Genomic DNA, 24,358 nt, shown 5'->3' on the forward strand with positions numbered 1-24,358 from the left:
CAGTCAAAAGCACATAAAAGGGCGGCACCGAGTAATTTCGGTGCCCCCTTTTTTGATCCTGCGTTTAGCCTTCTAGATCCTGCCCCAGAATGGCAACCAGCTGCGATAGTTCAACATCGCGCTGTTCGTGGGCGGCCAAGTCCTTCACGGCGACGGTGCCATTGTCTAGTTCTTGGTCTCCCAAGACCAGAGCAAAGCGCGCGCCCGCGCGGTCAGCGCCCTTCATCGCCCCCTTAAGGCCGCGATCACCAAAGGACATGTCCGCGGCGATTCCCGCCTTGCGCAGGTCATTGATGATCCCGGTCATGCGGCGCTTGGCCGCTGCGCCCAAGGCAATGCCGTAGACGTCCACGCGGGAATCACTGCCTTCTAAGGTGATTCCCTCCGCTTCAAGGGCGAGGATGGCGCGGTCGACGCCGAGGCCATAGCCGATGCCCGAGAGATCTTGGCCGCCAAGCTGCGCCATCAACCCGTCGTAGCGGCCACCGCCGCCAATACCGGATTGCGCACCCAGGCCATCGTGGACGAATTCAAAACAGGTCTTGGTGTAGTAGTCCAAGCCGCGCACCATGCGCGGGTTGATTTCGTAGGCAACACCCATATCATCCAGCATGCCGGTTACGGTCTCAAAGTGCTCGCGGCACTCGGCGTTGAGGTAGTCGAGCATCAATGGGGCATCGGCAAGCTGCTCCTGCATGTCTGGGCGCTTATCGTCCAAGACGCGCAAGGGATTGATCTCCGCGCGGCGGCGGGTTTCCTCATCCAAGTCCAGCTTAAACAGGAATTCCTGCAGCTTTTCGCGGTAGGCGGGCCGGCAATTCCGGTCGCCCAAGCTGGTCAATTCCAGGCGGTACCCGGAAAGTCCCAGGGCCCTATAGGAGCGATCCGCCAGGGCGATGACCTCCGCATCCAATGCGGGATCGTCGACGCCAATGGCTTCCACGCCAACCTGCTGAAGCTGGCGGTAGCGCCCTGCCTGCGGGCGCTCATAGCGGAAGAACGGCCCGCTGTAGTTCAGCTTTACCGGCAGCTGACCGCGGTCCAGATTGTGTTGAATGACCGAGCGCATCACACCCGCGGTGCCCTCTGGGCGCAGGGTCACTGAGCGATCGCCGCGATCTGCAAAGGTGTACATCTCCTTGGAGACCACGTCGGTAGATTCGCCCACGCCGCGGGCAAAGAGCGCGGTATCTTCAAAAATGGGCAATTCAATGTGCTGAAAGCCGGAAAGATGCGCCTGTTCCACCATGGTCTGGCGGACCTTATAAAAAGTCGCAGACTCTGGTGGGAAATAGTCTGGCACACCCTTCGGTGCGGACAGTGCCTGGAACCGCTTCTCTTCACTCATGGTCACTAGACTACCCCATGGGATTTTCGCAGGAATGGGTTGGTCGCCCTCTCCTGACGCATGGTCGAGGTTGGGCCGTGGCCGGGAAGAATGTCCAGCTTATCGTCTAAATCCCACACCGGTCCCGCCAATGAGTCCAGCATGGCCTGTGGATTAGAATCCGGCAGATCGACCCGCCCCATTCCCCCGGCAAAAAGTACGTCCCCGGTAAGGGCAAAAGTATCCGAAATGATCAATACGCACCCCGGCGAATGCCCAGGCGCGTGCTGGAGGGTAAATGTATGCCCGATTAGCTCCAGTTCTTCCCCACCGTGGAGTTCGCGGAGATCGGAAATGGGCACCATTCTCGAGGCGTGGAATAACTCCTGTGCCTGGGCGGAAACACCCTCCCCAGAATCCAACATGAACTTATCTGCGGGATGAATATAAACGGGGATATCGAGCTCCTGCGCCAAGTCACCGGCCTCGCGAGTGTGGTCAATGTGCCCGTGCGTGAGCACGATGGCTTCATAGTCATAGTCGTACGCTAGAACCTGCGACGTGGAATCCATGCCTGGATCCACGATGAAAGCGCGCTTTCCCTCCGCCGCGATATAAGTATTGGTGCTAAATGGGCCCGCGGTAAATCCTTGAATCTCCATGCTTTAAGTCTAACGAGACCTGCACCCACAGCGCTCCCGAACGCAGCGCCCCTCTGAACTCAAGGGCCCCGCAAGCATGCAAAAAGCACCCAGCCTTCACCCCCACAGCCACGGTGGGTTATGGGGAAAGGCTGGGTGCTAGATTTAAATATCCTGCCAGCTTAAAGCTTTATTGCAGGGCGGCAAGTGCCTTATCGTAGTCCGGCTCAGTGGTTACCTCTGGCACCAACTCGTTGTAGATGACCTTGTGGTCAGCGTCGGTGACCACAACGGAGCGTGCCAAAAGGCCCTTGAGCGGGGAGCCTTGCAAGGTCACGCCGAACTTCTCGCCAAAATCGGAGCGGAAATCGGAGGCGGTGTCCACGTTTTCAATGCCCTCTGCGGCGCAGAAACGATCCAGTGCAAAAGGTAGGTCGCGGGAGACGGACAAGACAACGGTGTTGTCCAAGCCCGCAGCCTTTTCATTAAAGGTGCGCAACTGCTGCTGGCACACGCCGGTATCGATGGATGGGAAAATCGAGATAACGAGGCGCTTGCCCTCGAAATCCTTTTTGGTGACCTCAGAGAGGTCGGTGCCAACGAGAGTGAATTCTGGGATGGACTCCCCTACTGCGGGAAGTTCACCAGCGGTTTGGGTAGGTTCGTCAGAAAAATTAACTTCAGCCATGGCCCCGAGCGTACTGATACTTTTGCTTCCCCGCTATAGCTCTCCGCTTATTGCTTAAGCCAATCCCCGAGCCAAGTCATCCCCATGGCCGCAAAGCCGCTAAAATCGTCCTAGTTGAGACACGTCACCGATAATCGCTAGAAAGGTTGTCCCACGGTGCCAGATAATAAAAAGCGCGGAGAAGACGCGCTGCACAAGCTCGACCGCGAACTAAAGTCCCGTGACCGCAAACAAAAGACTCGTCCTTTTGGCGTCGCCTTAGCCTCGCTCGTCGTCATCCTCGGCATCGCCGGAGGGATTTACTTCCTCTCCGCCCGCGATGACTCTGAGGGCGAAATCCAGGCGGAAGATACCTCGGAAGCACAGACCACGCAGGAAGCACCCAAGGCAGAGCCCTTGAGCGGCAAGCGCGCGGAAGCCCTGCCTGCAACCGTCCAGTGCGAGTACAAGGACAATGGGCAGGATGGCCACGGTGCCAAGAAGCCCGACGGCAAGGATATATCCACCGAGGGCACTGTTACTGTATCCTTCGATACCACCCAGGGCCCGATCGAGATGGACCTAGACCGCGCCACTGCGCCTTGTACTACCCACGCCATTTCGGAACTGGCTGACTCCGGCTTCTACGATGACACCGTCTGCCACCGCATGACCTCCGGTGGCTTGAATGTGCTCCAGTGCGGCGACCCCACCGGTTCCGGTGCCGGCGGCCCGGGCTTCAGCTTTGCTGATGAATACCCCACCGATGAAACTGATGACGAGGACGCGCAGAACCCAGTTGTCTACCCCCGCGGCTCCGTCGCTATGGCCAATAGCGGCCCAGATACCAACGGCTCCCAGTTCTTCCTTAACTACGATGACTCGGAGTTACCTCCTAACTACACCTACTTCGGCACCATCGCTGAAGAAGGCCTCAAGACCCTAGACAAGATTGCCGAGGCCGGCGTAGACACCGGTGACCAAGGTAGCAATCCAGGCGGCCAAGAGGATGGCAAGCCTGCAGAAGAGGTAAAGATCAAAAAGGCTACGGTAAAGGCCTAGTCTGCGGCATCGGCGCTTGCCGATGCCTCCCCCATTCCCTCTACATTTGCCTCACCCCAGCACACTGCACGAACTATATCGTGGCGTGGCGCTGGGGAATTTTCATATCCGATGCTTTTCCTTAAATACCCTTCTACCTCGCTTAGCTCCAGAAAGCACATCCTTCCCATTCACACCATCTGCATTAATCACCCCCTCCAAACACCCCCATTCCTTATTGATAATGTTTTTTATTAAAATTAGCTCGGGTAATTCAGACAGCTACGCAGCCGTCTAATATCCAAAAAATTTGAACACCACAAGCTTGACAGGAAACACAATGAAGCTTTTCTCCCGCAAGGCCTTCCTCGCCGGCGCAACCGCCCTATCCGTTACTCTCGCTGGCACCACCGTGGCCACTGCCGCGGAGAATGTGAATACCGTTGCTCAAGGCTCTTCTACTGCCTCCACCAGCACTCCTAGCCAGAACATTGATTCTGATGCAAACAAGAAAAACGACGCCAAGAATACGCAAGCCTTGTCTTCCAAGGACGCGAATCCTGAGTCCGTCAAGGCCTGGATCGAAGTCATTACTGCTGCTGTCGGCGCACTGGGCACTCTCTTCGCGTTCGCCAATAAGTACATCAACATCGATGACCTTCTAAAGAACTTCAAACTTCCTTTCTAGACGTTGATGCCTCTTGAGGGCGATTAACCGCCGTGCTCTTATTTATCTGCACGGCGGTTGTACGAAAAGTAGTCCTGAAGTTCTTCCCCCTCTATCAATTCTTTAAGACTCTTTGGCCTGTTTGATATACCCAGAGCCAACGAGGTCATTAAAGATATCTGGGTCTATGTCCTGACCATTCTTGATGACAGATATGTGCCCGGTGGGCTCTAAAACCATAATCTGAACGTCTTCCATGCGGGCTAAACCAGCCTTTCGCACCGCGGAATACACGTCAGAGCGAGTGATATGGGAAACGGTGAGATTATCGTCAATCATCTCGCCCTGAAAGACGATAAGGACTGGACGCCGATCTAAAAACCGCGTCCATTTCACTACCTTGCGAATGGTCCCGAATGCAGCTTCCAAGGCCATCAGTGTGGTCAGCCCGATAACACCCGCCGCTAGTGTAGGTGGAACACCAATGATCACACGCCCGGCAACAGCACCGAACATAATGATGATGATCGCGTCAGAGGCCGTCATGGAGGTCAATACGCGGGAACCAAAAAGCTTCACCAAGACCATAAAGGCGAGATAGATGCCTAATGTAGACAACATGACAACAGGAACTCGATGTAGCTCGATTCCTAGTTGAAAAGTAGCCTCGCGTAAAAACCGTTCAAAGATATCCACGGCTTTTGAGGTTACTAGGATGCACGACACAGCACAGAAAAATAAGCGCTTTTCCCCCTTTAAGCGAGGAAAAGCGCTTTTCGCGTATCCACAGGATTTGGATCCCTAATTAGATGTGAAAGGTCTTGCGCAGGTCATCAAAGATGGACCGCAGTGGTGCCGGCAGCACCTGGGGGTTCAAACCAATAAAGGCGATTCCTGCCGCTAGTGCCGCCACGATGGCAAGGGCTGCGCCGCCAATAGACGAGCCTTGCGGGAGCTTCGGGGAGTCTTCATCCTCTGAACCATCCTCTTGGGAGCCGGCCTCGTCACCGCCGGCTTCGTCCACTTTCACGGGCAGGATCGCTTGCGTGCCTGCATCGGTGGTGATTTCTAGGTTTTGGGAGCCCGTCAGGCCTTCTGGAACGTTAAGCGTCACTTGCGCACGTCCGCGCTCGCCAAATTGGTCATCGCCTTCCTGCTTGGAATTATCGATATTGGCGGTTGCTTCCTCATCACCAAGCTTCACCGTGACGGTCTTGGCCATGGGCTCTCCCTCGCTGGTGTAATTCAAGCTGGACAGATCGACGGTGATTTCTTTGCCCGGGGCAATGTCACCATCGATGTGGGCGCCAATCTGGCCCTGCCCCTTGCGGACCTCGGACTCACCGGAGGCGATGTAGTCGATCATGGCCTGGGCATCCATGTATCCCACATCGTTCTTGTCCTTGATGGAGCCTGCCTCAAAGTAGCCATCGCCACCCTTTTCGCTGTCGCTGGAGGCGAGGAAGGACGATAGCGCGATGGAATAGTCCTTATCCGCGTCGAGGGGCTCGCCATTGATGGTCACGGACTTGACGCGCTCGCCGTGGGATGCCGTGTGGTCATAGACCACCTGGACGTTATTGGACAGCCCCATGGCTAGACGCGGCCGACTGCTTCCATCTTGCCACTGGTTTTCTAAAGCGGTGATGAAGTCCTTGCCGGAGACCTTCGCGGTAATAACCGAGTTACCAAACGGCTGGACCTCAAAGATGTCCTTGTATGTGACATCGCCGCCCTGTAAATCGGCACGCACACCGCCGGCGTTCATCACGCCAAGATCAATGTCCTCGCCAACCTGCTTGCTCATGGCATAACGTTGCCCGTCAGCGATGAAGTTATTCAGGGTGGACTCGACACCGCGGTTGGAACCTGGCTTTTGCCCCTCATCGGAGCCGCGGAATAAGTCGGTTTCGACTGTGCCAGCGGTCTTCGAGCCTTTTACCTCGGCCTCATCCTGTGCCTTCTTAACGATGCCCGCAATCTCAGCATCCGGCTCTACCTGCGCCGCATCAGTCGCATCGTACTGCTTGAGCTCAATCTTCTTTACCTCGCCCGCGGCCTTGTCGAAGGTAATATCGGCATCGTTAAGCAGCTTGCCGTACTCGTAGCCTTGCGCCCACTGCAGTGGCAGGGCGCCGTCGCGCTCTTGCGTTCCCTGGGTGGTCTGGTGGGTATCGCCTCCAAAGAGGATATCGACGTCTTTGTTGAAGCCTTCTGCGTATTCCTCCGCGTCTTCGTGGAAGAGGGAGACCACGACATCTGCCTCGCCGCTTTCCTTCAAGCGGGTGGCCTCCTTATTCGTTGCCTCGACTGGATCGGTAAAAGTGACGCCCGGAATCTTTGCCGCAGATACCTTGAACTTGGTGTTCTGGGTGACGGTGCCGACGTAGCCGACCTTTACGCCGTCGATTTCTTCCACATGGGAGGCGTCCAAAAGCGGTTTGCCGTCTTTTAACACATTGGCGCCGAGGATGGGATAGTCAGAAGCGGGCTGGATACGGTCCGTTAGGTCCTCAGTGCCCTTGTCGAATTCGTGGTTGCCCACTGCGGTGACCTTCATCCCCATGGCGTTGAGCGCTTCTAGCGTGTACTTGTCATCAGAGATGGCCGAAACGAATGCAGATCCGCCCACGTTATCGCCCGAAGAGGTGAGGTTGAACTCTTGGCCTTCATTGACCTGCTTGATAAGCGATTGCAGGCGAGCCACACCAATCTCATCGCCCGCCTTAGCAGGGTCACTCAGGCCATCTTCCAAGTGGCCGTGCAGGTCAGTGGTATTGGTGACCGAGATGGTGGTCGTATCCTCCTGCGCTAGGGCGTGTGTGCCGGAGAGCGCGACGGCGGTGGCGGTAGTAGCGGCCACCAACTGGCCAATGCGGCGGAACTGCATAGTTACTCCTGTGTCGTAGAAAGTATTCAGACAATATATACCGCTTTCTTAACCCATTCGCAGGAAGCATGAAGCCCGTGAAATGGGCTTTTACCTTTCTTCCGCCAAGAGTTCACGCAATCGTCACGTGCGCGTCGCCCGCGCGTTGCTCTGTCGAGCAACCGCACAGGGAGGTAGCCGGGCGGTCAGGCGGTTAGGCAGTCACGCGGTAGACGTCAAAGACGCCTTCGGTATTGCGCAACGTCGTCATCAAGGAACCCAGCTGTTTGGTATCCGATACAGAGAAGGTAAACCGCATCGTGGCAATTTGGTCCTCGCCGCGGTTAGAATTCATCGTCAACACATTGATGTTTTGATCACTTAGAACCCGCGTCAGCTCAGACAGCAGGCCCTGGCGGTCCAACGCCTCAAGCTGCAGAGTTGCGGAAAAGGCGCCGGTAGAAGAGGTGCCAGAGGACCACTCCACCTTCAGCATGCGCTCCGGCTCAGATTTGAGCTTTTCCGCGTTGGCGCAGTCCGCACGGTGCACGGATACTCCCCCGCCACGGGTGACAAAACCAAAAATGGCGTCCCCAGGCACCGGCTGGCAGCACTTCGCAAGCTTAGCCATGACATCGGGGCTTCCCTCCACCAAGATGCCGGTGCCGGAGGCGGAGTCCTTAGTATGCTGCGCGCGGGACTGCTCGAACTCCGAGAGTGGGGTTCGGGAGGCCAGGGCATCCACGGCATCATCGCGGTCGCCGAACATGGCCACCAATTGGTTGGCCACGTGCTGTGCGGAGACGTGGCCTGCGCCGATGGCCGTGTACAGGGCATCGACATCAGAATAGTGCAGCTGTTCTGCCACCTGCTTCATGGAGCTGGCAGTAAACAGGCGGTGCATCGGCAAGCCGCCGCGCTGCACCTCAGAGGCCAAGGCATCGCGTCCGGCTTCGAGGTGTTCCTCGCGCCTTTCCTTGGCAAACCACTGCCGTACCTTCGCCTTGGCCCGCGGCGAGACCAAGAATTCCTGCCAATCGCGCGATGGGCCGGCGTTGGGATCCTTGGAAGTAAAGATTTCTACCTTGTCGCCGGATTTCAGCGGCGATTCTAGCGCCACCAATTTGCCGTTGACCTTGGCGCCAATGCAGCGGTGGCCGACCTCCGTATGCACGGCGTAGGCAAAATCCACCGGGGTGGAACCCGCCGGCAGATCCACCACATCGCCCTTTGGGGTAAAGGCAAAGATCTGGCGCGCCGTCAGGTCATAGCGCAAGGAATCGAGGAACTCATTGGGATCTGCCGCTTCCTTCTGCCAGTCCAGCAGCTGACGCATCCAGGCCATCTGGTCCACCTCTTCTTGATGCCCAGAATTCTTCCCCTTGGTTTCCTTATAGCGCCAGTGCGCGGCGACGCCGAATTCGGCGTTGTAGTGCATCTCGTGCGTACGGACCTGCACCTCTAGGGTTGCTCCGCCGTCCGCGAGCACCGTGGTGTGCAGAGACTGGTAGACGCCAAAGCGCGGGGAGGAAACATAATCCTTAAAACGCCCAGGCAGAGCCTGGTAAATGGAGTGCACGACGCCAATGGCGGCGTAACAGCTATTGATGTCATCCACCAGTACGCGGATGCCCACCAGGTCAAAAATCTCCGCGAACTCGCGGCCGCGCACGACCATCTTTTGATAGATGGACCAGTAGTGCTTCGGCCGGCCCATTACCTCAGCCTCGACGCCGTTTTCCTTTAAGGCGGCGCTAACTTGGTTGATGATTTCCTTCAAGGCGCGATCGCGCGAGGGCGCACGCTCTGCCACCATGCGGACGATTTCGTCGTACTTTTTGGGATAGAGGATGGCAAAAGACAGATCCTCTAATTCCCATTTCACGCTCGCCATGCCCAGACGGTGGGCCAAGGGGGCGATGACCTCTAGCGTCTGGCGTGCCTTCTTAGCTTGCTTTTCCGGCGGCAAAAAGCGCATGGTGCGCATATTGTGCAGACGGTCGCTGACTTTGATGACCAGCACGCGCGGATCGTTGGCCATGGCGACGATCATCTTCCGGATGGTCTCAGCCTCGGCCGCTGCACCCAAGGCCACCTTGTCCAGTTTGGTCACGCCATCAACGAGCCGGGCGACTTCTGGCCCAAAGTCGCGGGTCAGATCTTCAAGCGTGTAATCGGTATCCTCCACCGTATCGTGCAGGAGCGCTGCAACGATGGTGGTGGTATCCATACCAATTTCCGCGGCAATCGTGGCTACGGCCAGGGGGTGCGTAATATACGGCTCGCCCGACTTGCGGAATACTCCCTCGTGCAACCTTTCTGCGGTGTTATAGGCAGCGTTGAGTAGTTCCGCATCCGCTTTGGGGTGGAATTTCCGGTGAATGGACATGAGGGGATCGAGCGCGGGGTTAATCTTGACCCGCCCGCCGGTCAGTGACCGAGCAAGCCGGGCAGACATGCTCCGCATCCCGTTATTAGCCTGGCGTTTTGCTGACTTATCCGTGGCCATCTCTACCGCCCTTCACAATGCCGCAGCCTGTACTGCTGGCTGCAGCGCCTTTCCAGATCGTGTGATCTAGCTTAGACACACCATCTTAGTCAGCGTCATCCAGCACAATGAGCGGCGGGCCCGATAAGCGTTCGCGTCCATTAAGACCCTTAACTTCTAGCACCACGACGTTGCCCGCGACCTCGGCGCCTGCAGACTCGAGCAGCAGCTTGGCGCCGTGGAGGGTGCCACCGGTGGCCAGGACGTCATCGACAAGCACCACGCGCTTGCCCTTCACATCGACGCCGCTGGCTGGGATCTCCAATGCGGCCGAGCCGTACTCCAGCTCGTATTCTTCGGTATATACCGGCGGTGGAAGCTTGCCCTTCTTGCGGATGGCCAAAATACCCAAGCCCAGCTTGTACGCCACGGCAGAGCCCAACAAGAATCCGCGGGCATCCAGGCCGCCGATAAGATCCGCGCCCAGCTCCTCGCAGGCGGCCGCGAGACCATCAACAACGGCCCGAAATGCCTCAGGATCGGCTAATACCGGTGTGAGGTCTTCAAAAAGAATTCCTTCTTCTGGAAAGTCCTGCACAAGGCGCACCTTGTCGCGCAAAGCTTGTGCTGCTGATTCATAGTGAGAAGTCATCATCTTCCTTGAGAATTAAATAGCGAGAATAAATTTAAAAACGAAAAGGCCTAGGCCTTCTCCACAGGTTCTTCTGCCGGCACGTGCCAACGATCCATATTCCAGCCGATGCCCGAGACGCCAGTGTACGGCAGGACACCCTCCACGTCGCGGTGAACGATAAACGCGCGCGGCTGCGCAGCGACTGGAATGGAGGGAACACTCTCCCACAGCTGCTCTTCCTGCTCCTTGAGCTGAACGGAATTTTTAATACTGGAATCAGCGGCGGAGTACTCGGTCAGCGGATCGACTGGGCCCAAGAAGGCATCAATGGTTGGCTGCCCCGATTCCGGATCAGGGTTGAGATAAAACTGCGATAGGTTCTCCGCCGCAGCATCCTCGATGGTAATCCCCGCCGGCTCGCAAGAGGCGCGCAGCGCATCAACCATCGCCTGATAGCGCTTATCCGGGCCAACGTAGCCCACCCTGATGGTGGACCCGTTCAACTGGCCGGCCGCAGCCATGTCCGTTCCCTCGTGGTCCTTCGCCACCGAGCCTAGCGTTTGGGCCACCGGATCTTGGACAGAGACGGTGCGCACATAAGCCGGGGGAACATCGACACCAGATATTTCGGAGCTCTTTTGTGCTAACGCCGCTTGGTCGACGCAAGCAGCAAATGCCTTTCTAGCAGAAGGCTCCGCAAAAATCCCGGCCTGCGACAGCGTCAACGTATCGGTTTGCAGGCCCACCTTGGTGATCGTCTCAAACTCGGCATTCTCTGTGCCCGCGGAGCCCTCCGCATTGGAGTCGCTTTCTTTATTCGAGCCAGATCCGTTTGTGGATTCTGAGGCGTCGTTGCCTTCCTCGGATTCTGCGTCCTTAACCGCGTTCCCTGAAAGCCAATCGGGCGCCGCGGTGGCGGAATCTGCCACCTTGAGAACGCCCTTATCCGCAAGTTCCTGTGCGTTGGCAGTACCCGGCCATATGACAAGGCGATCCAAGGCAGGTTTGTCGCCGCGATACTGCTCATTGGCTTTTAAAAAGACCTCGCCGGAATCACCAATCTTATCCGCGGTAAATGGGCCGTAGGACACCTGCAGCTGTGGGTCAAAGTCATCCTTGGCTGTAGAAAAACCATAGCGCCACAATTCCGCTACTGGCTGCAGCGCCGCCATGTCTCCTGCATGCAGGGCCGCGTTGAGATCCTCCATGCTCATGTCCGTCTTCTGCGCAAGCGCATGCGCAGGCATAACGGTGCCAGGGCCAAACATTTGGCGCCACCGATGTCCCTGGTCTTTCTGGAAAGTCAGCGTAAAGGCTTTGCTCTGCGGTGTGCACTCGATATCGGCGATGTCATTCATTAGTGGCATATGCGAGGCAAATTCAACCGGGTGCGTGCCAGCCGTATAGGAAAGCAGGTAATCATCGCAGGTGACGGGCGCACCATCGGAGAACGTGGCGTCATCAGCAAGCGTCAAACGCACGCTTTCCTGATCACTATCTGCTGCCGGCGGAAGCTCTTCGGTCTCTACCAAATCCGCATTGGGAATGAGCTGTCCGGAGGGGCCCGGCACAAAAAGACCGGGATAAAGCCGCGCCGAAAGTTGGGCCGCTGAGGTGGTGCTGCCGAAGGCGGTGCCCGCATTCGTCGTGGTCAGCTGAGAGTTAACCATATACCCGGGGTAGTTATAGGACTCCGGATCGGCGGGCGAGGCCTGGTCACCGCCCTCAGATTCCTCACTACTGCACGAGGCCGCTACCAGCGCCAGGGCGGAAAGCCCTGCTGCAACCGCCATGATTTTGGGACGGCGCCCCCACCACCGTGTGGTGCCTAATCTGCGTTCCACGGTACGCACAACCCCTTTTCTCCTAAAAAGACCAAGCCTTACTCTGCCTGATTATGCCGTGTTCAAGGGCATTTAGCGGCCCGGGCGCCACGTAGCACCTGTATGGCCGGAGGCACTGCTGCCGTGATCAGTTTGTTCTTCTGCCACTTCCTTGTGCGTCTTGGCCCCGACATCGGAAGGCGTAACCACCTTGCGCTTTGCAGAACCCGCGTCCGCCGGTTCACCGTCCTCAGACTTACCCGCGCGGTAATCCAGCACACGCTGCGTGTGCTGCTTGACGCGCTTAGTCCAATTAGCAAACGTCACCACCAACGGGGTAGCCAAGAAAATCGAGGAGAAAATACCCTCGATGACGCCGATGAGCTGGATCAGCGCCAAATCGCGCAGCGTACCGATGCCCATAAGCCATACGGCGATGACGAACAGCGCGATAATAGGCAGCGCGGAGATGATGGAGGTGGAAATGGAACGCATGACCGTCTGGTTAATCGCCAAGTTGGCGAGTTCCCCATAGGTCTTAGAACGTTGGCCTTCCAGCCCCGCCGTATTCTCATTGACCTTGTCAAAGACGATGACGGAGTCATAGATGGAGAAGGTCAGGACGGTGAGCAAACCGATGATGACGGCGGGAGAAACTTCAAAGCCGAAGAGGGCGTAGATACCGGCGATGACGATGCCATCGATAATCAGCGCCAAAATGGCGGCAAAAGCCATAATCTTTTGCAAGCGCACCGCCACATAGATGGTCGCTGCAACGAGGAATACGACCATGGCGAGGATCATGCGCTGCGTAATCGAGGAGCCCCACGATTCGGACACGGTGGAAGAACCGATGGCGTCTGGGGTGGCCTCCCCGTTTTCATCCTTCGGTTGGAATTCCTCGTAGATGGCAGACCGGGCGCTGTCTACCTCTTCTTGACTCAAGCGCTCCGAGGTGATTTCAAGCGTCTCAGAATCGCCGGCGCCGACGATGCGAACCTGTTCGGGTTCAACGCCGGTGGAGTCCTCAAAGACGGTAGCTACCTCGTCCTCTTTCAAGTCCCCAGCGGGCATGGACAAGGTGGTTCCTCCCTCAAAGTCGAGGGAAAGGGTAAATCCGCGAATCAGGATGGCGGCGATGGCGCCGACGAGGAGCGCGGCGGTAATCCCGTACCACCGTTTGGTGTGGCCAATGAAGTCATAGCCACGCTCGTCTTCATAGAGGCGATCTAAACGGGAAATCTTATTTTTAGTCGATACGGCCATGATTATTTCTCCTCATCTTCCGCGGCTGCTGAGGGCGAAGAACTCTCTGACGATTTGGCGCCAACGGATGCCGAATTTTCAGTGGAGCGCGCCTGCGACGCACCAGCGGCAGCGCGGGAATCTCCGTAGTAGCCGCGCTCGCGCCGCTCTTCAATTAGCGCATAAATTCCGCCCAAACCATTCATCGATGGCTTGGCTGCCGCTGGACGGCGGCCGATTATTTGCATTACCGGTGCCATGACCAAGAAGGAGACGACCAAGTCGAAGATCGTGGTCAAGCCCAAGGTGAACGCGAAGCCCTTTACCTCACCGATGGCGAGGAAGTAGACGATGACAGAACCGATCAACGTCACCGCGTTACCGGTCACGATGGTGCTGCGCGAGCGCTCCCAGGCCTTCTGCGTTGCGGACCTGAAGGTTCTGCCCTCTAAGAGCTCATCCTTGATGCGCTCGTAGTAGACCACGAACGAGTCCGCGGTTGCACCGACACCAATGACCAAACCGGCAATACCGGACAGGTCGAGCGAGTACCCGATCCAACGACCCAGCAACACGATGGCGCCGTAGGTCAGCAGGCCGGAGCCGAGCAGGAAGATGACGGACACACCACTGAGCGCTCGGAAGTAGTACAAGGAGTAAAGGATGACCAAAATCAAGCCTGCCAAGCCAGCCCACAGTCCGGCCTCGAGGGCTGCCTTACCCAGTGTCGGTGGAATGGACTCCACGGTGCCGCCGGGCTCGCCGTTTTCGCCGGCAAAGGACAGCGGCAATGCACCGTAGCGCAGATTATTGGCCAGGTTATTGGCTTCTTCTTGGCTAAATTCACCGTTAATGGAGGTAGCGGAACCGTACGGGGTAGCCCCCTGGATGACAGGTGCCGAAATGACGGCCGAGTCAAGGGTGATGGCAATCTGGTCGTTCAGGTGCTCCTGCGTAAGGTCAGCCCAGGTCTGGGAGCCGTTCGGGCCATCGCCAGTCTTGAAGGAGAAGCTGATCTCCATCTGACCGGACTGTGGGTTCAGGCCACCGTTGATCGGGGAATTGGTATCAATCTCATTACCCGTCAAACGGGTACCGTCTTCATCCTCAACACCGTTGAGCAACGGGGCTGGCTCCAAGACGTAGGGAGTGCCGCTGTCGTAATCACAGGTCACAAAAGGCTTGGACGGATCGTCCGCACCAGCCAGTGGGTCAGCGGAGCCCTGGCAGGTCAGGAGCGAAGAGGCCGCTGCTTGCGTTGTCGGATCGTCCGATTGGCGGTCCTTCAACAACATTTCGGTGACTTCATCGCGACGCTCTGTCTGCTCAATGGAGTTGGACGGCTCGTCCAAGGGCTTAGCGGAAACCTTCGGTGCCTTGACATCCTTCGGTTCCTTACCCTCAGCCTGCGCTTCTTGCTGGGCAACGGCATTGGTGACGTCTTCCAACTTCTTGTTGGCTTCGTCCTTATCTAGGACACCGTATTTGACCCAGCGGTTAGCCATATCCTCCAGCTGTTTGTCGAGCTTGTCCATGTCCGGCGCAGAGGGTTGCGCCACCGGGCGGAAGTACAACTGGGAGGTCTGCCCCACCGCCTGGGCTTGGGATGCATCCTCGCCCGGTACGGTGATGACGAGGGTATTGCCGTTGATGACGACCTCGGAACCAGAAACGCCCATGCCGTTCACGCGCTGTTCCAAAATATTGCGCGCCTGCCGTAGCTGGTCCTGGGTGGGGTCTTCACCTTGGGGCGCCAAGGTAACGCGGGTGCCGCCCTGCAGGTCGATGCCTAGCTTTGGGGTGGCTTGGCGGTTTCCGGTGAAAAAGACCAGCGCATAGATAACGACCACGATGAGTCCAAAAAGCGCGAGGGCGCGCTTTGGCCATTGGCGGTTCCTATTTTTCATAGCGCCTCGAGATGATGCGGACAACGATATTCTCCTGTGCACTGCAAACCAGGGTGATTAAACATTAAATACGGCCCGCCCGATTCGGCGCGGGCACGTTAACAACGCACAATCGTACGTCATGGAACAACATTTTCCTTAACAGGGTCCGCGATTCAGCGAAAATGTGTCAGGTTCTACGTTTCTCATAAGCCAATGGCGGGCCTAGAGAATTCCCCGCGCGTGCACAGGGAGTGCGCCCGCGTCTTCCTCCACAGAGGTCGCCGGCGCTAATAAGGAATTAACGGTCGTTGGAGTGCTCGCCCTCTTCGCCGTTGAATCCATCATCATTATTGCTTTCAGCGTTGTCTGCGCCACCGCGGTCAAGTTTCTGGGCCTCGCTTTCCGTGCGCACCACCGCCATCTTGTCAAAGGTGAGGGTAACGCCCGGGGAAACCTCGAGGTCCACGCTGGTATCGGTGGTTCCGCGCACCACGCCGTGTACACCGCCAGCGGTCACGATGCGGTCTCCATCCTGTAGGGAGTTTTGCAGCGATTGCATGTCGTTTTGGCGCTGGCGTTGCTTACGCATCGCCATAAAGGAAGGAATGATGAACAAAATGACAATGATGATGAGAAAGATGATTTCCATAACTTTCCAGTATGCCAGACCGTTTCGTTCACAAAAACCATGAGCCGGTTCCACCTCTGCGGCCGCACCAGCGAGGTGCCCACGCTTGCCTAAAACAACCCAATCGCGCCATCGGGCGGCGTCAGGCCCAGGTGCTGCCAGGCGGCCGCGGTGGCTACCCTGCCCCGCCCGGTGCGCGAAATCATGCCGGCGCGAACCAAGTACGGCTCGCACACCTCCTCCACGGTAGAAGGTTCCTCACCCACGGCGATGGCCAAGGTATTAACACCCACAGGCCCGCCACCATGGCCATTGATCAGGGCATTGAGGACGGCGCGGTCCAGGCGGTCCAGGCCCATTTCATCGACGTCGAATACCTCCAACGCCCCCTGCGCGGCGGAAAGATCGATGCGTCCGGTGCCATTGACCTCCGCATAATCGCGCACGCGGCGCAGCAGGCGGTTGGCAATGCGCGGGGTGCCGCGCGAGCGCGAGCCGATTTCTACGGCGGCATCATCATCGATGGCGACGTCCAAGATATGTGCCGCACGCTTGATCACATGGGTGAGATCCTCGGTGCTGTAGTACTCCATTTGGGCGGTAAAGCCGAAGCGATCCCGCAGCGGACCGGTAAGCATTCCCGCTCGCGTTGTGGCCCCGACCAACGTAAACGGCGGGATCTCCAAGGGGATCGAGGTAGCACCCGGCCCCTTGCCCACAATGACATCGATTCGGAAATCCTCCATGGCCATGTAGAGCATTTCTTCGGCGGGCCGGGCGATGCGGTGGATCTCATCGATAAAAAGCACGTCGCCTTCCATGAGGTTCGAAAGCATGGCCGCGAGATCTCCCGCTCGTTCCAGCGCTGGGCCCGAAGTCATGCGCAGCGAGGTGCCGAGTTCCTGCGAAATGATCATCGCCATGGTGGTCTTACCCAGACCGGGCGGTCCCGATAACAGGACGTGATCCGGGGTGACCCCGCGGTTCTTCGCGCCCGTGAGCACGAGGGACAGCTGCTCCCTCACCTTGGGCTGCCCAATGAATTCCGTCAGGGACTTGGGGCGCAGGGAACGCTCGATATCGTGTTCTTCTGCGTGAGCGGTGGCTTCCACATCACTATTGTGCTGGGATTCGTGCGCCTTACTCATCCCCTCTGGGAGGTTGAACTCGGTGCGCTCAATATCGGACATGCTGTAGCCTTTGTGTCTTCTTGACGTCGTGTTCTTTTAGCCTTGCTTACCCAGCTGGGCCAGGGCCGCGCGCAGCAAGGTCGACGTATCCGCCGCAGGGGCTTCGGCGTATGCCGCCTCCACCACGGGGCGAGCCGCCTTCTCAGTAAATCCTAGGCCCAAGAGGGCTTCAGTGACACTATCGACAACTGGGTCACCGGCACCTGTTGCCTCCGGTGCAGCATCGGGCGCGGGAGTTCCAGCAAAGCGCTTTACCTTATCTTTTAGCTCCAGGGTAAGGCGTTGGGCCACGCGCTTGCCGACGCCCGGGATAGACTGCAGCGCCTTAACATCCTCCCCGCCAATGGCTGCGGCCAGCTCTTCTGCGCCCATGACGGATAACGCGGCCAAGGCCAGTTTGGGCCCCAAGCCGGACACGGATTGCAGCACTTGGAACATTTCGCGGTCATCGTCGCTGGTAAAACCGTATAAGGTCAATGCGTCTTCCTTGACCACCAACGTAGTCAGCACAAAGGCTGTTTCTCCGCGGCGCAAGGTTCCCAACGTCTTTGCGGTGGCTAAGAACTTATAGCCCACCCCGCCACATTCAATAACGCCGTGGTCTAAACCAATGTGGAGTACCTCTCCCCGCAATGCCGCAATCATTTTCTACCGTGCCTTCCTACCTGTGTGCGCTTTCAACATGACCTAATAATGAACAAAACTTAACCTGTGGGGTGTGGCGCGCTAGGGCTGAACACCCTTCCCCCGCCCGCGGACGCCGCTGGTCTTTGCGCCAAGCCCTAACCCGGTACTATCCATTCTCACGATCGCTGGCGCGCGCCAGCAGTGGCAGACGGCCAGCGCCAATGCATCCGCCGCATCCGCAGGCTTGGGCGGCTCCGTAAGCCCCAGGATACGGGTGATCATGGTCGTCATTTGCTTCTTATCCGCGCGCCCATTACCAGAAATGGCCTTTTTTACCTCTGACGGGGTGTACATATAAACCGGAATATCCCGCTCGGCGGCTGCGAGCACAAGGACTCCTACGACGTGAGCAGTCTGCATGACTGTTGAGACCTGGCCGCGTTCGAAGACGCGCTCTATGGCAACCACATCCGGCGAATAATCGTCCATCCACTCCTTGGCCGCAACAGAGAGCCGCAGGAGCCGCTCGGTCAGATCCTTATCGCTCGGGGTTCGCACCACGCCCACGGAGACGGGAAGAATTGCGCGCCCGCGGCCTGCTTGGACTACGGACAGGCCACAGCGAGTGAGCCCAGGGTCGATGCCCATCACGCGCATGCCTTCGATATTCACACCCGCCCACTCCCCGTTCCGCGGCCTCGTCGTTTCTAGTCTTAATTCCCTATTATGTCTTACACACACATGTTCTACAACACGACGTGAATGTTAGGCTGTCCCAATAAAAACACAACAAAAGCTCGGCACCGGAATCTTCGCATGCGCGAAGTGCCGCCACCGAGCTAGTGCCCCACTATGTGCAGTATTCTTACTCTGCGTTGAGTTCTGCGAGTACCTCATCGGAGAGGTCCATATTGGTATATACGTTCTGGACGTCGTCGGATTCTTCCAAGACATCAATGAGGCGGAAGATCTTCTTGGCGTCATTGGCCTCGAGGGGAACCTCGACGGAGGCACGGAAATCATTATCGGAGTCATCGACCTCAATATCGGCTTCCTTGAGGGCCTCCTTGACAGCCTGCACATCCGTGGGTGCGCAGATGATCTCAAATTTCTCGCCCTGGTCCTTGACCTCTTCGGCGCCGGCATCGAGGACCGCCATCAAGACGTCATCCTCGCTCAGCTCACCCTTTTCCACCAAGACATACCCAGTGCGGGAGAACATATAAGCAACCGAGCCAGATTCACCCAGGTTGCCGCCATTCTTGCTCATCGCGGTGCGGACATCGGTAGCCGCGCGGTTGCGGTTATCGGTCAAGCATTCAATCAGCATTGCGACACCGTTGGGGCCATAGCCCTCATACATGATGGTCTCCCAGTCAGCACCACCGGCTTCTTCACCAGAACCGCGCTTGCGGGCGCGTTCGATGTTGTCATTGGGGACGGAGGCCTTCTTGGCCTTCTTAATCATGTCATCGAGCGTTGGGTTGGCCGCAGGATCACCACCGCCGGTTCGCGCCGCCACTTCAATGTTCTTAATGAGCTTGGCAAATTCCTTGCCGCGCTTGGCGTCATTGGCAGCCTTCTTGTGCTTGGTAGTTGCCCATTTTGAGTGGCCTGACATTAAGTCCCTTTCTAATTGGGTTCTAAATCTGGTGACAATTATACGTGCCCTGCACGAACTGGGAAAAGCGCCCCCAGGATACGCAAGCTTTTCTAGACGTTATGCCAATTGCCGTGGGCGGAACCGCTGCCTAGGTCCTCATCGAGGAACCGCGTCAAGCCCTCCTGTTTGACCAGCGCGACGAGTTCGCCCTGTTCAGTGAATAATTTACCGCGCGCGATGGCCGTGCCTTGCGACGCTGTGGGCGATACCTGCTCATAAAGCAGCCACTCATCCACGCGGAAGGGGCGGAGAAACCACACCGCATGGTCAAGGCTTGCCAACTGGATCTTCTCCCCCTGGTGCGGAATGAGCGCCGACCGAATGAGGGTCATATCGGACATATACGTCAACGCAGCGCGGTGGAATGCGGGGTCACTCCCAAGCTCGCCGGTATTGCGGAACCAAATATGGCGATATCCAGCACCGGTTACCTCCGCGGCGGCATCATCGCGGCCTTCATCAGGGACCAAACGGATATCCCAATCGGTCCACTCCTTCAAGATGATTCGGGTGGAATAGGGCGCCCCGCCACCGCGGCGAGCGGCTTCATCGGGGCTTAATACCTGCGGTGCCACATCCTGATGTTCGGGACCTGCATCACCATCGCGGTGGAAACTAGCCAGCATAATAAAGACGAGGCGGCCATCTTGGACGACCCGAACCTCGCGGCTGGCAAAGGAACGGCCATCACGCAGCCTTTCTACCTGCAACTCCAGCGGGTTTTTCGTATCACCTGGGCCAACGAAATAGCCATGGAGGGAATGCACCTGCTTATCCTCCACCGTCCTTTGCGCCGCGGTAAGGGCCTGCGCTGCAACTTGGCCACCGAAGGTGCGTTCAATCTGCGAGGGAATCGCCGGGCCAGCAAAGACATCCGCATCTTGGGTGCTTTCTAACGCCAAAACCTCAGAAATGGTGCCCACAGTCATCCTTTCTTGTGCGCCTACTATGCGCTACATCACGTAAGTCTTCGTCTGTCTTGCCACCTTACTCCCCGGGGCAGCCCAACCCGGATGACGAGGAACCTGATTCGAACTACGCAACGGCCAAAATATTCCCTACAATCTTTTGGGTGAAAAGATTCGCGACAGTTCCTGCGGTATGGGTGGGGTGGGCTCTCGCCCGCTTGATATTGGTCTATTTTTTGAAGCTCGACCACAGCGCACGCGGCGATGTTGCCTATTATTTCGCCGGCCTTTTTGGCACCGATCCCACGCAGATGACCGAGTATCCCCACGCGGGCACGTGGCCCACCATCATCTTAAGCTGGTTCACCGGTGGAGACCGCGGCGTATTCTATATCGGCTTTACCATCATGACGCTGCTTGTCGATGCCGCCTTCCTCGCCCTCCTACTTCGCCACCACGAACGCAATAAGCGCGTTTTTCTCGCCGGCTGGTTCTGGGTCTTTTTTGGCACGGCTGCAGGACACGTCTTTGTGTGGCGCCTCGATATTTTTCCTGCCGTCGCCGTCGCAGGTGCCGCAGCGCTGCTTATTTCTCATCCCAAGACAGGCGCCGCCCTATTAGGCTTCGCTACCACCATGAAGCTCTGGCCAGGCGTCCTCGCAGCTGGACTGGTAGGGCGTTTTAATAGTTCTAATTCCTGGCTGCGATTGGCGTCCTTTTTCGGCTCCGTTGCTGCTCTTTCGGCGTTGACAGTTTTTACCTCCGGTATGGACCGACTTCTTTCCCCACTGAATTATCAGGGGGTGCGCGGGCTCCAACTCGAATCCGTTCCGGCGACATACTTGCTATTGCAGGCACACCTCACACCGGGTAAATGGCGTTTAGGTTATGCTCCGTCAAAGAGCTTCGAGATTTCTGGCCCGGGCGTCGATGCCGCCATCATGTGGAGCACCATCGCGACGGCCGGGATGCTGGTCTTCGCCCTGAGCTGGGCGCTATACCGCTTCTTCGCCGGAGGCTGGACCTCGCGAACGACGGTCGCCTTTTTCACCCTCATGGTGCTTCTACTCATAGCCACCAATAAAGTATTTTCGCCCCAGTACATCATTTGGCTCGGACCCCTATTCGCGGTGGTCGTACGCCAACAGCTCCCCGCCGGGTTTGTGCCCATCAAAATCTGTCAGGGTTTCCTCGCTGTATGCGCAGTTGCAGCGGCCGCGCTCGGCACCTACATCTACCCTTTCCACTATGACTACGTGTGGAAGTATGTAGGCGAAAACCTGACTCCGGTCTACGTGCTCGTCGCCCGCAACGTGCTCATCCTCGTCATGGTCTTCATCGCGCTCATTTGGTTCATCCTTGAGATAAGCCTGTCGCGCCGCATAGAAAAGGCCATCGTGGCAGCAAGCGACCCGGAGCAAGCCCAAGAAGCCGCCGCAGAGGCCGCGCCCTCACCAGATACCGGGCGAATCAATGTGCCGGGCTCCGACACCGCCGACGCGGACGCCTCCGAGCCTGACGCGAGCACCGATGACACTAGGGAGGTAACGCGCGGCTAAATTTTCAATCCGCCAGCATGTAGTCGAAGTACTCGGGCAATTTAGCGGTTCCGCCGAGGTGGAAAAAACGCACCGCTGGGCGCAGGCGCAGCGCGCGCGTATCGCTGACCGCCTCGTTATAAAAGCGATGCGCCAACTGGATGCGGCCTTCTGCATCCGCCAAGGCGGCCGGGCGCTGGCCTACCGGAAAATCGCGCACGATGGCCGCCGAAAGCTCGCGTTCTACCATGGTGCGGGCTTGAAAATGCCCATGCGAAAGCTCCGTGGATTCGGCCTTTTGCGCCAAGGCGGCAAGATCTGGGGACACAGCCGCAGTTACCGCTGCCCGGCGGTCCAGCGCCGCCTGCAGCTGCGCCAGCGCAGCGTCGGTTCGGATGTGCAGGAAGTTTAACCGCTGCGCGGTGAAAATGGCCCACGATCCCACAAGAATGAGAATAAGCAGCACGATGGTTATTTCTATCGCCATCATCGCTTCACCCTCACCTTCGTGCCATCTTGCACCGTTTCATAAACTTGAATGACCGCCGCGGCAACATGGTCCCAGTCATACATCTGGGCGCGTTGGACGCCATTGCGCACCAGGTGCCGCCGGTAATCGGCATCATCCAGGACCTGGTTGAGCACGCGTGCCAAGTCAGAGGCATCGCCAGTGCGGAAGAGCGCTCCCGCTGGCTCTTCCGATTCTGCGTTGCAGACCGCCTGGAACGCCTCCAAATCCGAAGCCACGACGGCCGCACCGGCGGCCATTGCCTCTACCAGCACGATGCCAAAGCTTTCCCCGCCCGTATTGGGCGCCACGTAAACATCGGCCCGGCCCAAGATCTGTGCCTTTTCTGCATCGCTAACGCGCCCAACAAAATCCACGCCCTCGACCTCGCGGGCGCGGCCGCCGCCCATAATGGTCACGCGGATATTCTTGTTGACCTGGTGCAATGCGGCTAAAAGGATATCCAGGCCCTTCCGCGGCTCATCGAGGCGGCCGAGGAAGACGACCTCGAGTGGGGCATCGGCAAGCGCGGGCTGGCTTTTCTTGCGCGCAAGCGCATAGACGGAGGTATCGACGCCGTTGGGAATCAGGACAGGATCGCCACCCAATTGCTCCACCTGCCAGCGCCGCGCCATATCCGATACCGCAATGCCACCGCGAATCTTTTCCAAAAAGGGTACGAGCAGCGGCTTTGCCAAGGTAAGAATGAGGGAATTGGCCGCCGAGGCGTGGTACGTCGCCACCATGGGGCCGTGTGCCACGGCCAAGGCGGTCATGGAAAAGCTCGGGGAATTGGGCTCGTGGATATGCAAAACGTCAAAATCGCCGTCCCGAATGAAGCGCTTGACCTTGCGCGTTACCTTCGGCCCCACCGACAGGCGCGCAACCGAACCGTTATACGCAATCGGGAAGGCAGGGCCGCCCTTGACCACGAAATCCGGCAGCGGTGTGGACTTCGCGGCGGGCCCAAGGACCTGAACAAAGTGGCCCTGTTCTATGAAAACGGTGGCCAGGTCAAGGATATGGGCCTGCACGCCACCGGGTTCATCAAAAGAATACGGGCAAATGATACCGATGCGCATTAACGGGAACGTTCCTTTCGCGCTTGCCGGCGCCGCTCCACATCCTCGTTCCATTGCGGCTGCAGCATGTGCCAGTCTGCGGGGTGGCGCCGAATGTTGGCCGCAAACCCATCCGCCATGCGCTGGGTGGTCTCCTGCACATCGGTGACCTCTACTTCTGGAGACACCGACAACCCCCAGCCATCGCCTTCAAACCAGGAGTGCACCACGTGGAGCGCTGCGCCGGTTTCAATGGCTAGCTGTGCGGGACCTGCCGCCATATTGGCTTCCTCGCCCATGAAATCTACCGTGACGCCGCTGCGGGTGATATCGCGTTCTGCCAATAGGCACACTACCCCTCCCTCCTCAAGGGCCTCCTTCAGCCGCGCAAAGGGAGGGACCGCCCCACCGGTAAGCGGCAGGACCTCAAAGCCTAATTCCTCGCGGTAATCCACGAAGGCATCAAAAAGCACCTCCGGCTTCAACCGCTCTGCCACGGTGGTAAATTGCCCGTAATGGCCCACCAAGAAAACCCCGGCCATATCCCAGTTGCCGGAGTGCGGCAGCGCCAAGATGACGCCGCGGCCAGACTGCGCCGAGGCATCAAAGTGCTCGAGCCCTTCCAAGCCCTTCATGAGGCGCTCGTGCAGCTGGGGATCCGCATGAATCGCGGGAAGGCGAAACGCCTCCATCCAATAGCGCATATAGGAGCGCATGGAATCGCGCACCAGCTGACGGGTGACGTTTTCTGCCCCCACCACGCGGGTGAGGTTTCTTCGCAGGCCATCCATGCCGCGCCCGCGGTCGCTCGCGAAATCCGCTACCCACCGGAAGATGGTGCGCGCTACCGGGTCGGGCAACCGGCGAACTACCTTCCAGCCCGCCAAATACCCGGCCGCTGCTACATCTTCTTTATCCCACATGGTGCCGGATCCTCCAGAAAA

At 58.0% G+C, this 24,358-nt stretch carries 22 protein-coding genes; 3 read left to right on the top strand and 19 right to left on the bottom strand.

What is annotated here, in order from left to right:
* Positions 1 to 64 precede the first annotated feature (64 nt).
* From hisS to tpx, 3 genes are all read right to left on the bottom strand, one after another.
* A complete protein-coding gene (gene hisS / locus MHX65_RS02100) occupies positions 65 to 1,348 on the bottom strand; it encodes a histidine--tRNA ligase (RefSeq protein WP_239268250.1) in 1,284 nt (427 codons plus the stop codon).
* A gap of 5 nt (positions 1,349 to 1,353) precedes the next feature.
* Positions 1,354 to 1,989, bottom strand: a complete 636-nt coding sequence (locus MHX65_RS02105) for an MBL fold metallo-hydrolase (RefSeq protein WP_239268252.1) — start codon at positions 1,987 to 1,989, stop codon at positions 1,354 to 1,356.
* A gap of 169 nt (positions 1,990 to 2,158) precedes the next feature.
* Positions 2,159 to 2,656: a thiol peroxidase gene (gene tpx / locus MHX65_RS02110; RefSeq protein WP_239268254.1), complete on the bottom strand. Its 498-nt coding sequence runs from the start codon at positions 2,654 to 2,656 to the stop codon at positions 2,159 to 2,161.
* Between the two features lie 156 nt (positions 2,657 to 2,812).
* Here tpx and MHX65_RS02115 point away from each other — a divergent pair, with 156 nt between their 5' ends.
* Together MHX65_RS02115 and MHX65_RS02120 are read left to right on the top strand one after the other, a co-directional pair.
* Positions 2,813 to 3,697 carry a peptidylprolyl isomerase gene (locus MHX65_RS02115; protein WP_239268256.1) on the top strand — a complete coding sequence of 295 codons (885 nt, stop codon included), beginning with the start codon at positions 2,813 to 2,815 and terminating at the stop codon, positions 3,695 to 3,697.
* Between the two features lie 319 nt (positions 3,698 to 4,016).
* Positions 4,017 to 4,364, top strand: a complete 348-nt coding sequence (locus MHX65_RS02120; protein WP_239268258.1) for a hypothetical protein — start codon at positions 4,017 to 4,019, stop codon at positions 4,362 to 4,364.
* Between the two features lie 102 nt (positions 4,365 to 4,466).
* Here the strand turns inward: MHX65_RS02120 and MHX65_RS02125 are convergent, their stop codons facing one another.
* The 13 genes from MHX65_RS02125 to MHX65_RS02185 all read right to left on the bottom strand — a co-directional run bounded on the left by MHX65_RS02125 (position 4,467) and on the right by MHX65_RS02185 (position 20,328).
* Positions 4,467 to 5,039 (bottom strand): DUF421 domain-containing protein, encoded by a 573-nt coding sequence (locus tag MHX65_RS02125; protein WP_410755690.1) that lies wholly within the window; start codon positions 5,037 to 5,039, stop codon positions 4,467 to 4,469.
* 109 nt (positions 5,040 to 5,148) lie between these two features.
* Positions 5,149 to 7,233 carry a bifunctional metallophosphatase/5'-nucleotidase gene (locus tag MHX65_RS02130; protein WP_239268260.1) on the bottom strand — a complete coding sequence of 695 codons (2,085 nt, stop codon included), beginning with the start codon at positions 7,231 to 7,233 and terminating at the stop codon, positions 5,149 to 5,151.
* A gap of 193 nt (positions 7,234 to 7,426) precedes the next feature.
* Positions 7,427 to 9,721, bottom strand: a complete 2,295-nt coding sequence (locus MHX65_RS02135; protein WP_239268262.1) for a RelA/SpoT family protein — start codon at positions 9,719 to 9,721, stop codon at positions 7,427 to 7,429.
* Between the two features lie 85 nt (positions 9,722 to 9,806).
* Positions 9,807 to 10,352 carry an adenine phosphoribosyltransferase gene (locus MHX65_RS02140; protein ID WP_239268264.1) on the bottom strand — a complete coding sequence of 182 codons (546 nt, stop codon included), beginning with the start codon at positions 10,350 to 10,352 and terminating at the stop codon, positions 9,807 to 9,809.
* Between the two features lie 50 nt (positions 10,353 to 10,402).
* Positions 10,403 to 12,178, bottom strand: a complete 1,776-nt coding sequence (locus tag MHX65_RS02145; RefSeq protein ID WP_239268266.1) for an ABC transporter substrate-binding protein — start codon at positions 12,176 to 12,178, stop codon at positions 10,403 to 10,405.
* A gap of 72 nt (positions 12,179 to 12,250) precedes the next feature.
* Positions 12,251 to 13,423, bottom strand: a complete 1,173-nt coding sequence (gene secF / locus MHX65_RS02150) for a protein translocase subunit SecF (protein ID WP_239268268.1) — start codon at positions 13,421 to 13,423, stop codon at positions 12,251 to 12,253.
* Between the two features lie 2 nt (positions 13,424 to 13,425).
* Entirely contained in the window at positions 13,426 to 15,309 is a 1,884-nt protein-coding gene (secD, locus tag MHX65_RS02155; RefSeq protein WP_239268270.1) for a protein translocase subunit SecD, read from the bottom strand.
* 280 nt (positions 15,310 to 15,589) lie between these two features.
* On the bottom strand, positions 15,590 to 15,940 hold the full coding sequence (gene yajC / locus MHX65_RS02160) for a preprotein translocase subunit YajC (protein WP_239268272.1): 351 nt from the start codon (positions 15,938 to 15,940) through the stop codon (positions 15,590 to 15,592).
* 89 nt (positions 15,941 to 16,029) lie between these two features.
* Positions 16,030 to 17,109 (bottom strand): Holliday junction branch migration DNA helicase RuvB, encoded by a 1,080-nt coding sequence (gene ruvB / locus MHX65_RS02165; RefSeq protein WP_239268274.1) that lies wholly within the window; start codon positions 17,107 to 17,109, stop codon positions 16,030 to 16,032.
* A gap of 36 nt (positions 17,110 to 17,145) precedes the next feature.
* Complete coding sequence (ruvA, locus tag MHX65_RS02170) at positions 17,146 to 17,754, bottom strand: Holliday junction branch migration protein RuvA (RefSeq protein ID WP_239268276.1); 609 nt, start codon at positions 17,752 to 17,754, stop codon at positions 17,146 to 17,148.
* An 81-nt stretch (positions 17,755 to 17,835) separates the two neighbouring features.
* The gene (gene ruvC / locus MHX65_RS02175; RefSeq protein ID WP_005283305.1) at positions 17,836 to 18,408 is read right to left on the bottom strand and encodes a crossover junction endodeoxyribonuclease RuvC; all 573 of its coding nucleotides are present in this window, start codon (positions 18,406 to 18,408) and stop codon (positions 17,836 to 17,838) included.
* A 193-nt stretch (positions 18,409 to 18,601) separates the two neighbouring features.
* Positions 18,602 to 19,357, bottom strand: a complete 756-nt coding sequence (locus MHX65_RS02180) for a YebC/PmpR family DNA-binding transcriptional regulator (RefSeq protein WP_023022595.1) — start codon at positions 19,355 to 19,357, stop codon at positions 18,602 to 18,604.
* Positions 19,358 to 19,449: 92 nt separating this feature from the next.
* On the bottom strand, positions 19,450 to 20,328 hold the full coding sequence (locus tag MHX65_RS02185; protein WP_239268278.1) for an acyl-CoA thioesterase: 879 nt from the start codon (positions 20,326 to 20,328) through the stop codon (positions 19,450 to 19,452).
* 143 nt (positions 20,329 to 20,471) lie between these two features.
* Between MHX65_RS02185 and MHX65_RS02190 the strand changes: the two genes are divergently transcribed.
* Positions 20,472 to 21,866, top strand: a complete 1,395-nt coding sequence (locus MHX65_RS02190; protein ID WP_239268280.1) for a DUF2029 domain-containing protein — start codon at positions 20,472 to 20,474, stop codon at positions 21,864 to 21,866.
* Positions 21,867 to 21,870: 4 nt separating this feature from the next.
* Here MHX65_RS02190 and MHX65_RS02195 read toward each other — a convergent pair whose 3' ends face one another.
* From MHX65_RS02195 to MHX65_RS02205, 3 genes are read right to left on the bottom strand one after another with little or no spacing between them, the layout of a single operon-like run.
* A complete protein-coding gene (locus MHX65_RS02195; RefSeq protein WP_239268307.1) occupies positions 21,871 to 22,332 on the bottom strand; it encodes a hypothetical protein in 462 nt (153 codons plus the stop codon).
* Positions 22,332 to 23,435 carry a glycosyltransferase family 4 protein gene (locus MHX65_RS02200; protein WP_239268282.1) on the bottom strand — a complete coding sequence of 368 codons (1,104 nt, stop codon included), beginning with the start codon at positions 23,433 to 23,435 and terminating at the stop codon, positions 22,332 to 22,334. The genes MHX65_RS02195 and MHX65_RS02200 overlap by 1 nt, the downstream gene beginning before the upstream one ends.
* Positions 23,435 to 24,337 (bottom strand): phosphatidylinositol mannoside acyltransferase, encoded by a 903-nt coding sequence (locus tag MHX65_RS02205; RefSeq protein ID WP_239268284.1) that lies wholly within the window; start codon positions 24,335 to 24,337, stop codon positions 23,435 to 23,437. Before MHX65_RS02205 ends, MHX65_RS02200 begins: the two co-directional genes overlap by 1 nt.
* Positions 24,338 to 24,358: the final 21 nt, after the last annotated feature.

Origin of the sequence: Corynebacterium sp. ACRPS, from assembly GCF_022346005.1 — a bacterium.
In the GTDB taxonomy this organism is placed as follows: Bacteria; Actinomycetota; Actinomycetes; order Mycobacteriales; family Mycobacteriaceae; genus Corynebacterium.

Excerpts from the sequence above, each read along its gene's own strand:
- MHX65_RS02200 (WP_239268282.1), bottom strand. The coding sequence starts at position 23,435 with ATGCGCATCGGTATCATTTGCCCGTATTCTTTTGATGAACCCGGTGGC.
- MHX65_RS02140 (WP_239268264.1), bottom strand. The coding sequence starts at position 10,352 with ATGACTTCTCACTATGAATCAGCAGCACAAGCTTTGCGCGACAAGGTG.
- MHX65_RS02135 (WP_239268262.1), bottom strand. The coding sequence starts at position 9,721 with ATGGCCACGGATAAGTCAGCAAAACGCCAGGCTAATAACGGGATGCGG.
- secF (WP_239268268.1), bottom strand. The coding sequence starts at position 13,423 with ATGGCCGTATCGACTAAAAATAAGATTTCCCGTTTAGATCGCCTCTAT.
- tpx (WP_239268254.1), bottom strand. The coding sequence starts at position 2,656 with ATGGCTGAAGTTAATTTTTCTGACGAACCTACCCAAACCGCTGGTGAA.
- secD (WP_239268270.1), bottom strand. The coding sequence starts at position 15,309 with ATGAAAAATAGGAACCGCCAATGGCCAAAGCGCGCCCTCGCGCTTTTT.
- hisS (WP_239268250.1), bottom strand. The coding sequence starts at position 1,348 with ATGAGTGAAGAGAAGCGGTTCCAGGCACTGTCCGCACCGAAGGGTGTG.
- MHX65_RS02120 (WP_239268258.1), top strand. The coding sequence starts at position 4,017 with ATGAAGCTTTTCTCCCGCAAGGCCTTCCTCGCCGGCGCAACCGCCCTA.
- MHX65_RS02105 (WP_239268252.1), bottom strand. The coding sequence starts at position 1,989 with ATGGAGATTCAAGGATTTACCGCGGGCCCATTTAGCACCAATACTTAT.
- MHX65_RS02185 (WP_239268278.1), bottom strand. The coding sequence starts at position 20,328 with ATGACTGTGGGCACCATTTCTGAGGTTTTGGCGTTAGAAAGCACCCAA.
- ruvA (WP_239268276.1), bottom strand. The coding sequence starts at position 17,754 with ATGATTGCGGCATTGCGGGGAGAGGTACTCCACATTGGTTTAGACCAC.
- MHX65_RS02180 (WP_023022595.1), bottom strand. The coding sequence starts at position 19,357 with ATGTCAGGCCACTCAAAATGGGCAACTACCAAGCACAAGAAGGCTGCC.
- ruvB (WP_239268274.1), bottom strand. The coding sequence starts at position 17,109 with ATGTCCGATATTGAGCGCACCGAGTTCAACCTCCCAGAGGGGATGAGT.
- yajC (WP_239268272.1), bottom strand. The coding sequence starts at position 15,940 with ATGGAAATCATCTTTCTCATCATCATTGTCATTTTGTTCATCATTCCT.
- MHX65_RS02195 (WP_239268307.1), bottom strand. The coding sequence starts at position 22,332 with ATGGCGATAGAAATAACCATCGTGCTGCTTATTCTCATTCTTGTGGGA.
- MHX65_RS02130 (WP_239268260.1), bottom strand. The coding sequence starts at position 7,233 with ATGCAGTTCCGCCGCATTGGCCAGTTGGTGGCCGCTACTACCGCCACC.
- MHX65_RS02205 (WP_239268284.1), bottom strand. The coding sequence starts at position 24,337 with ATGTGGGATAAAGAAGATGTAGCAGCGGCCGGGTATTTGGCGGGCTGG.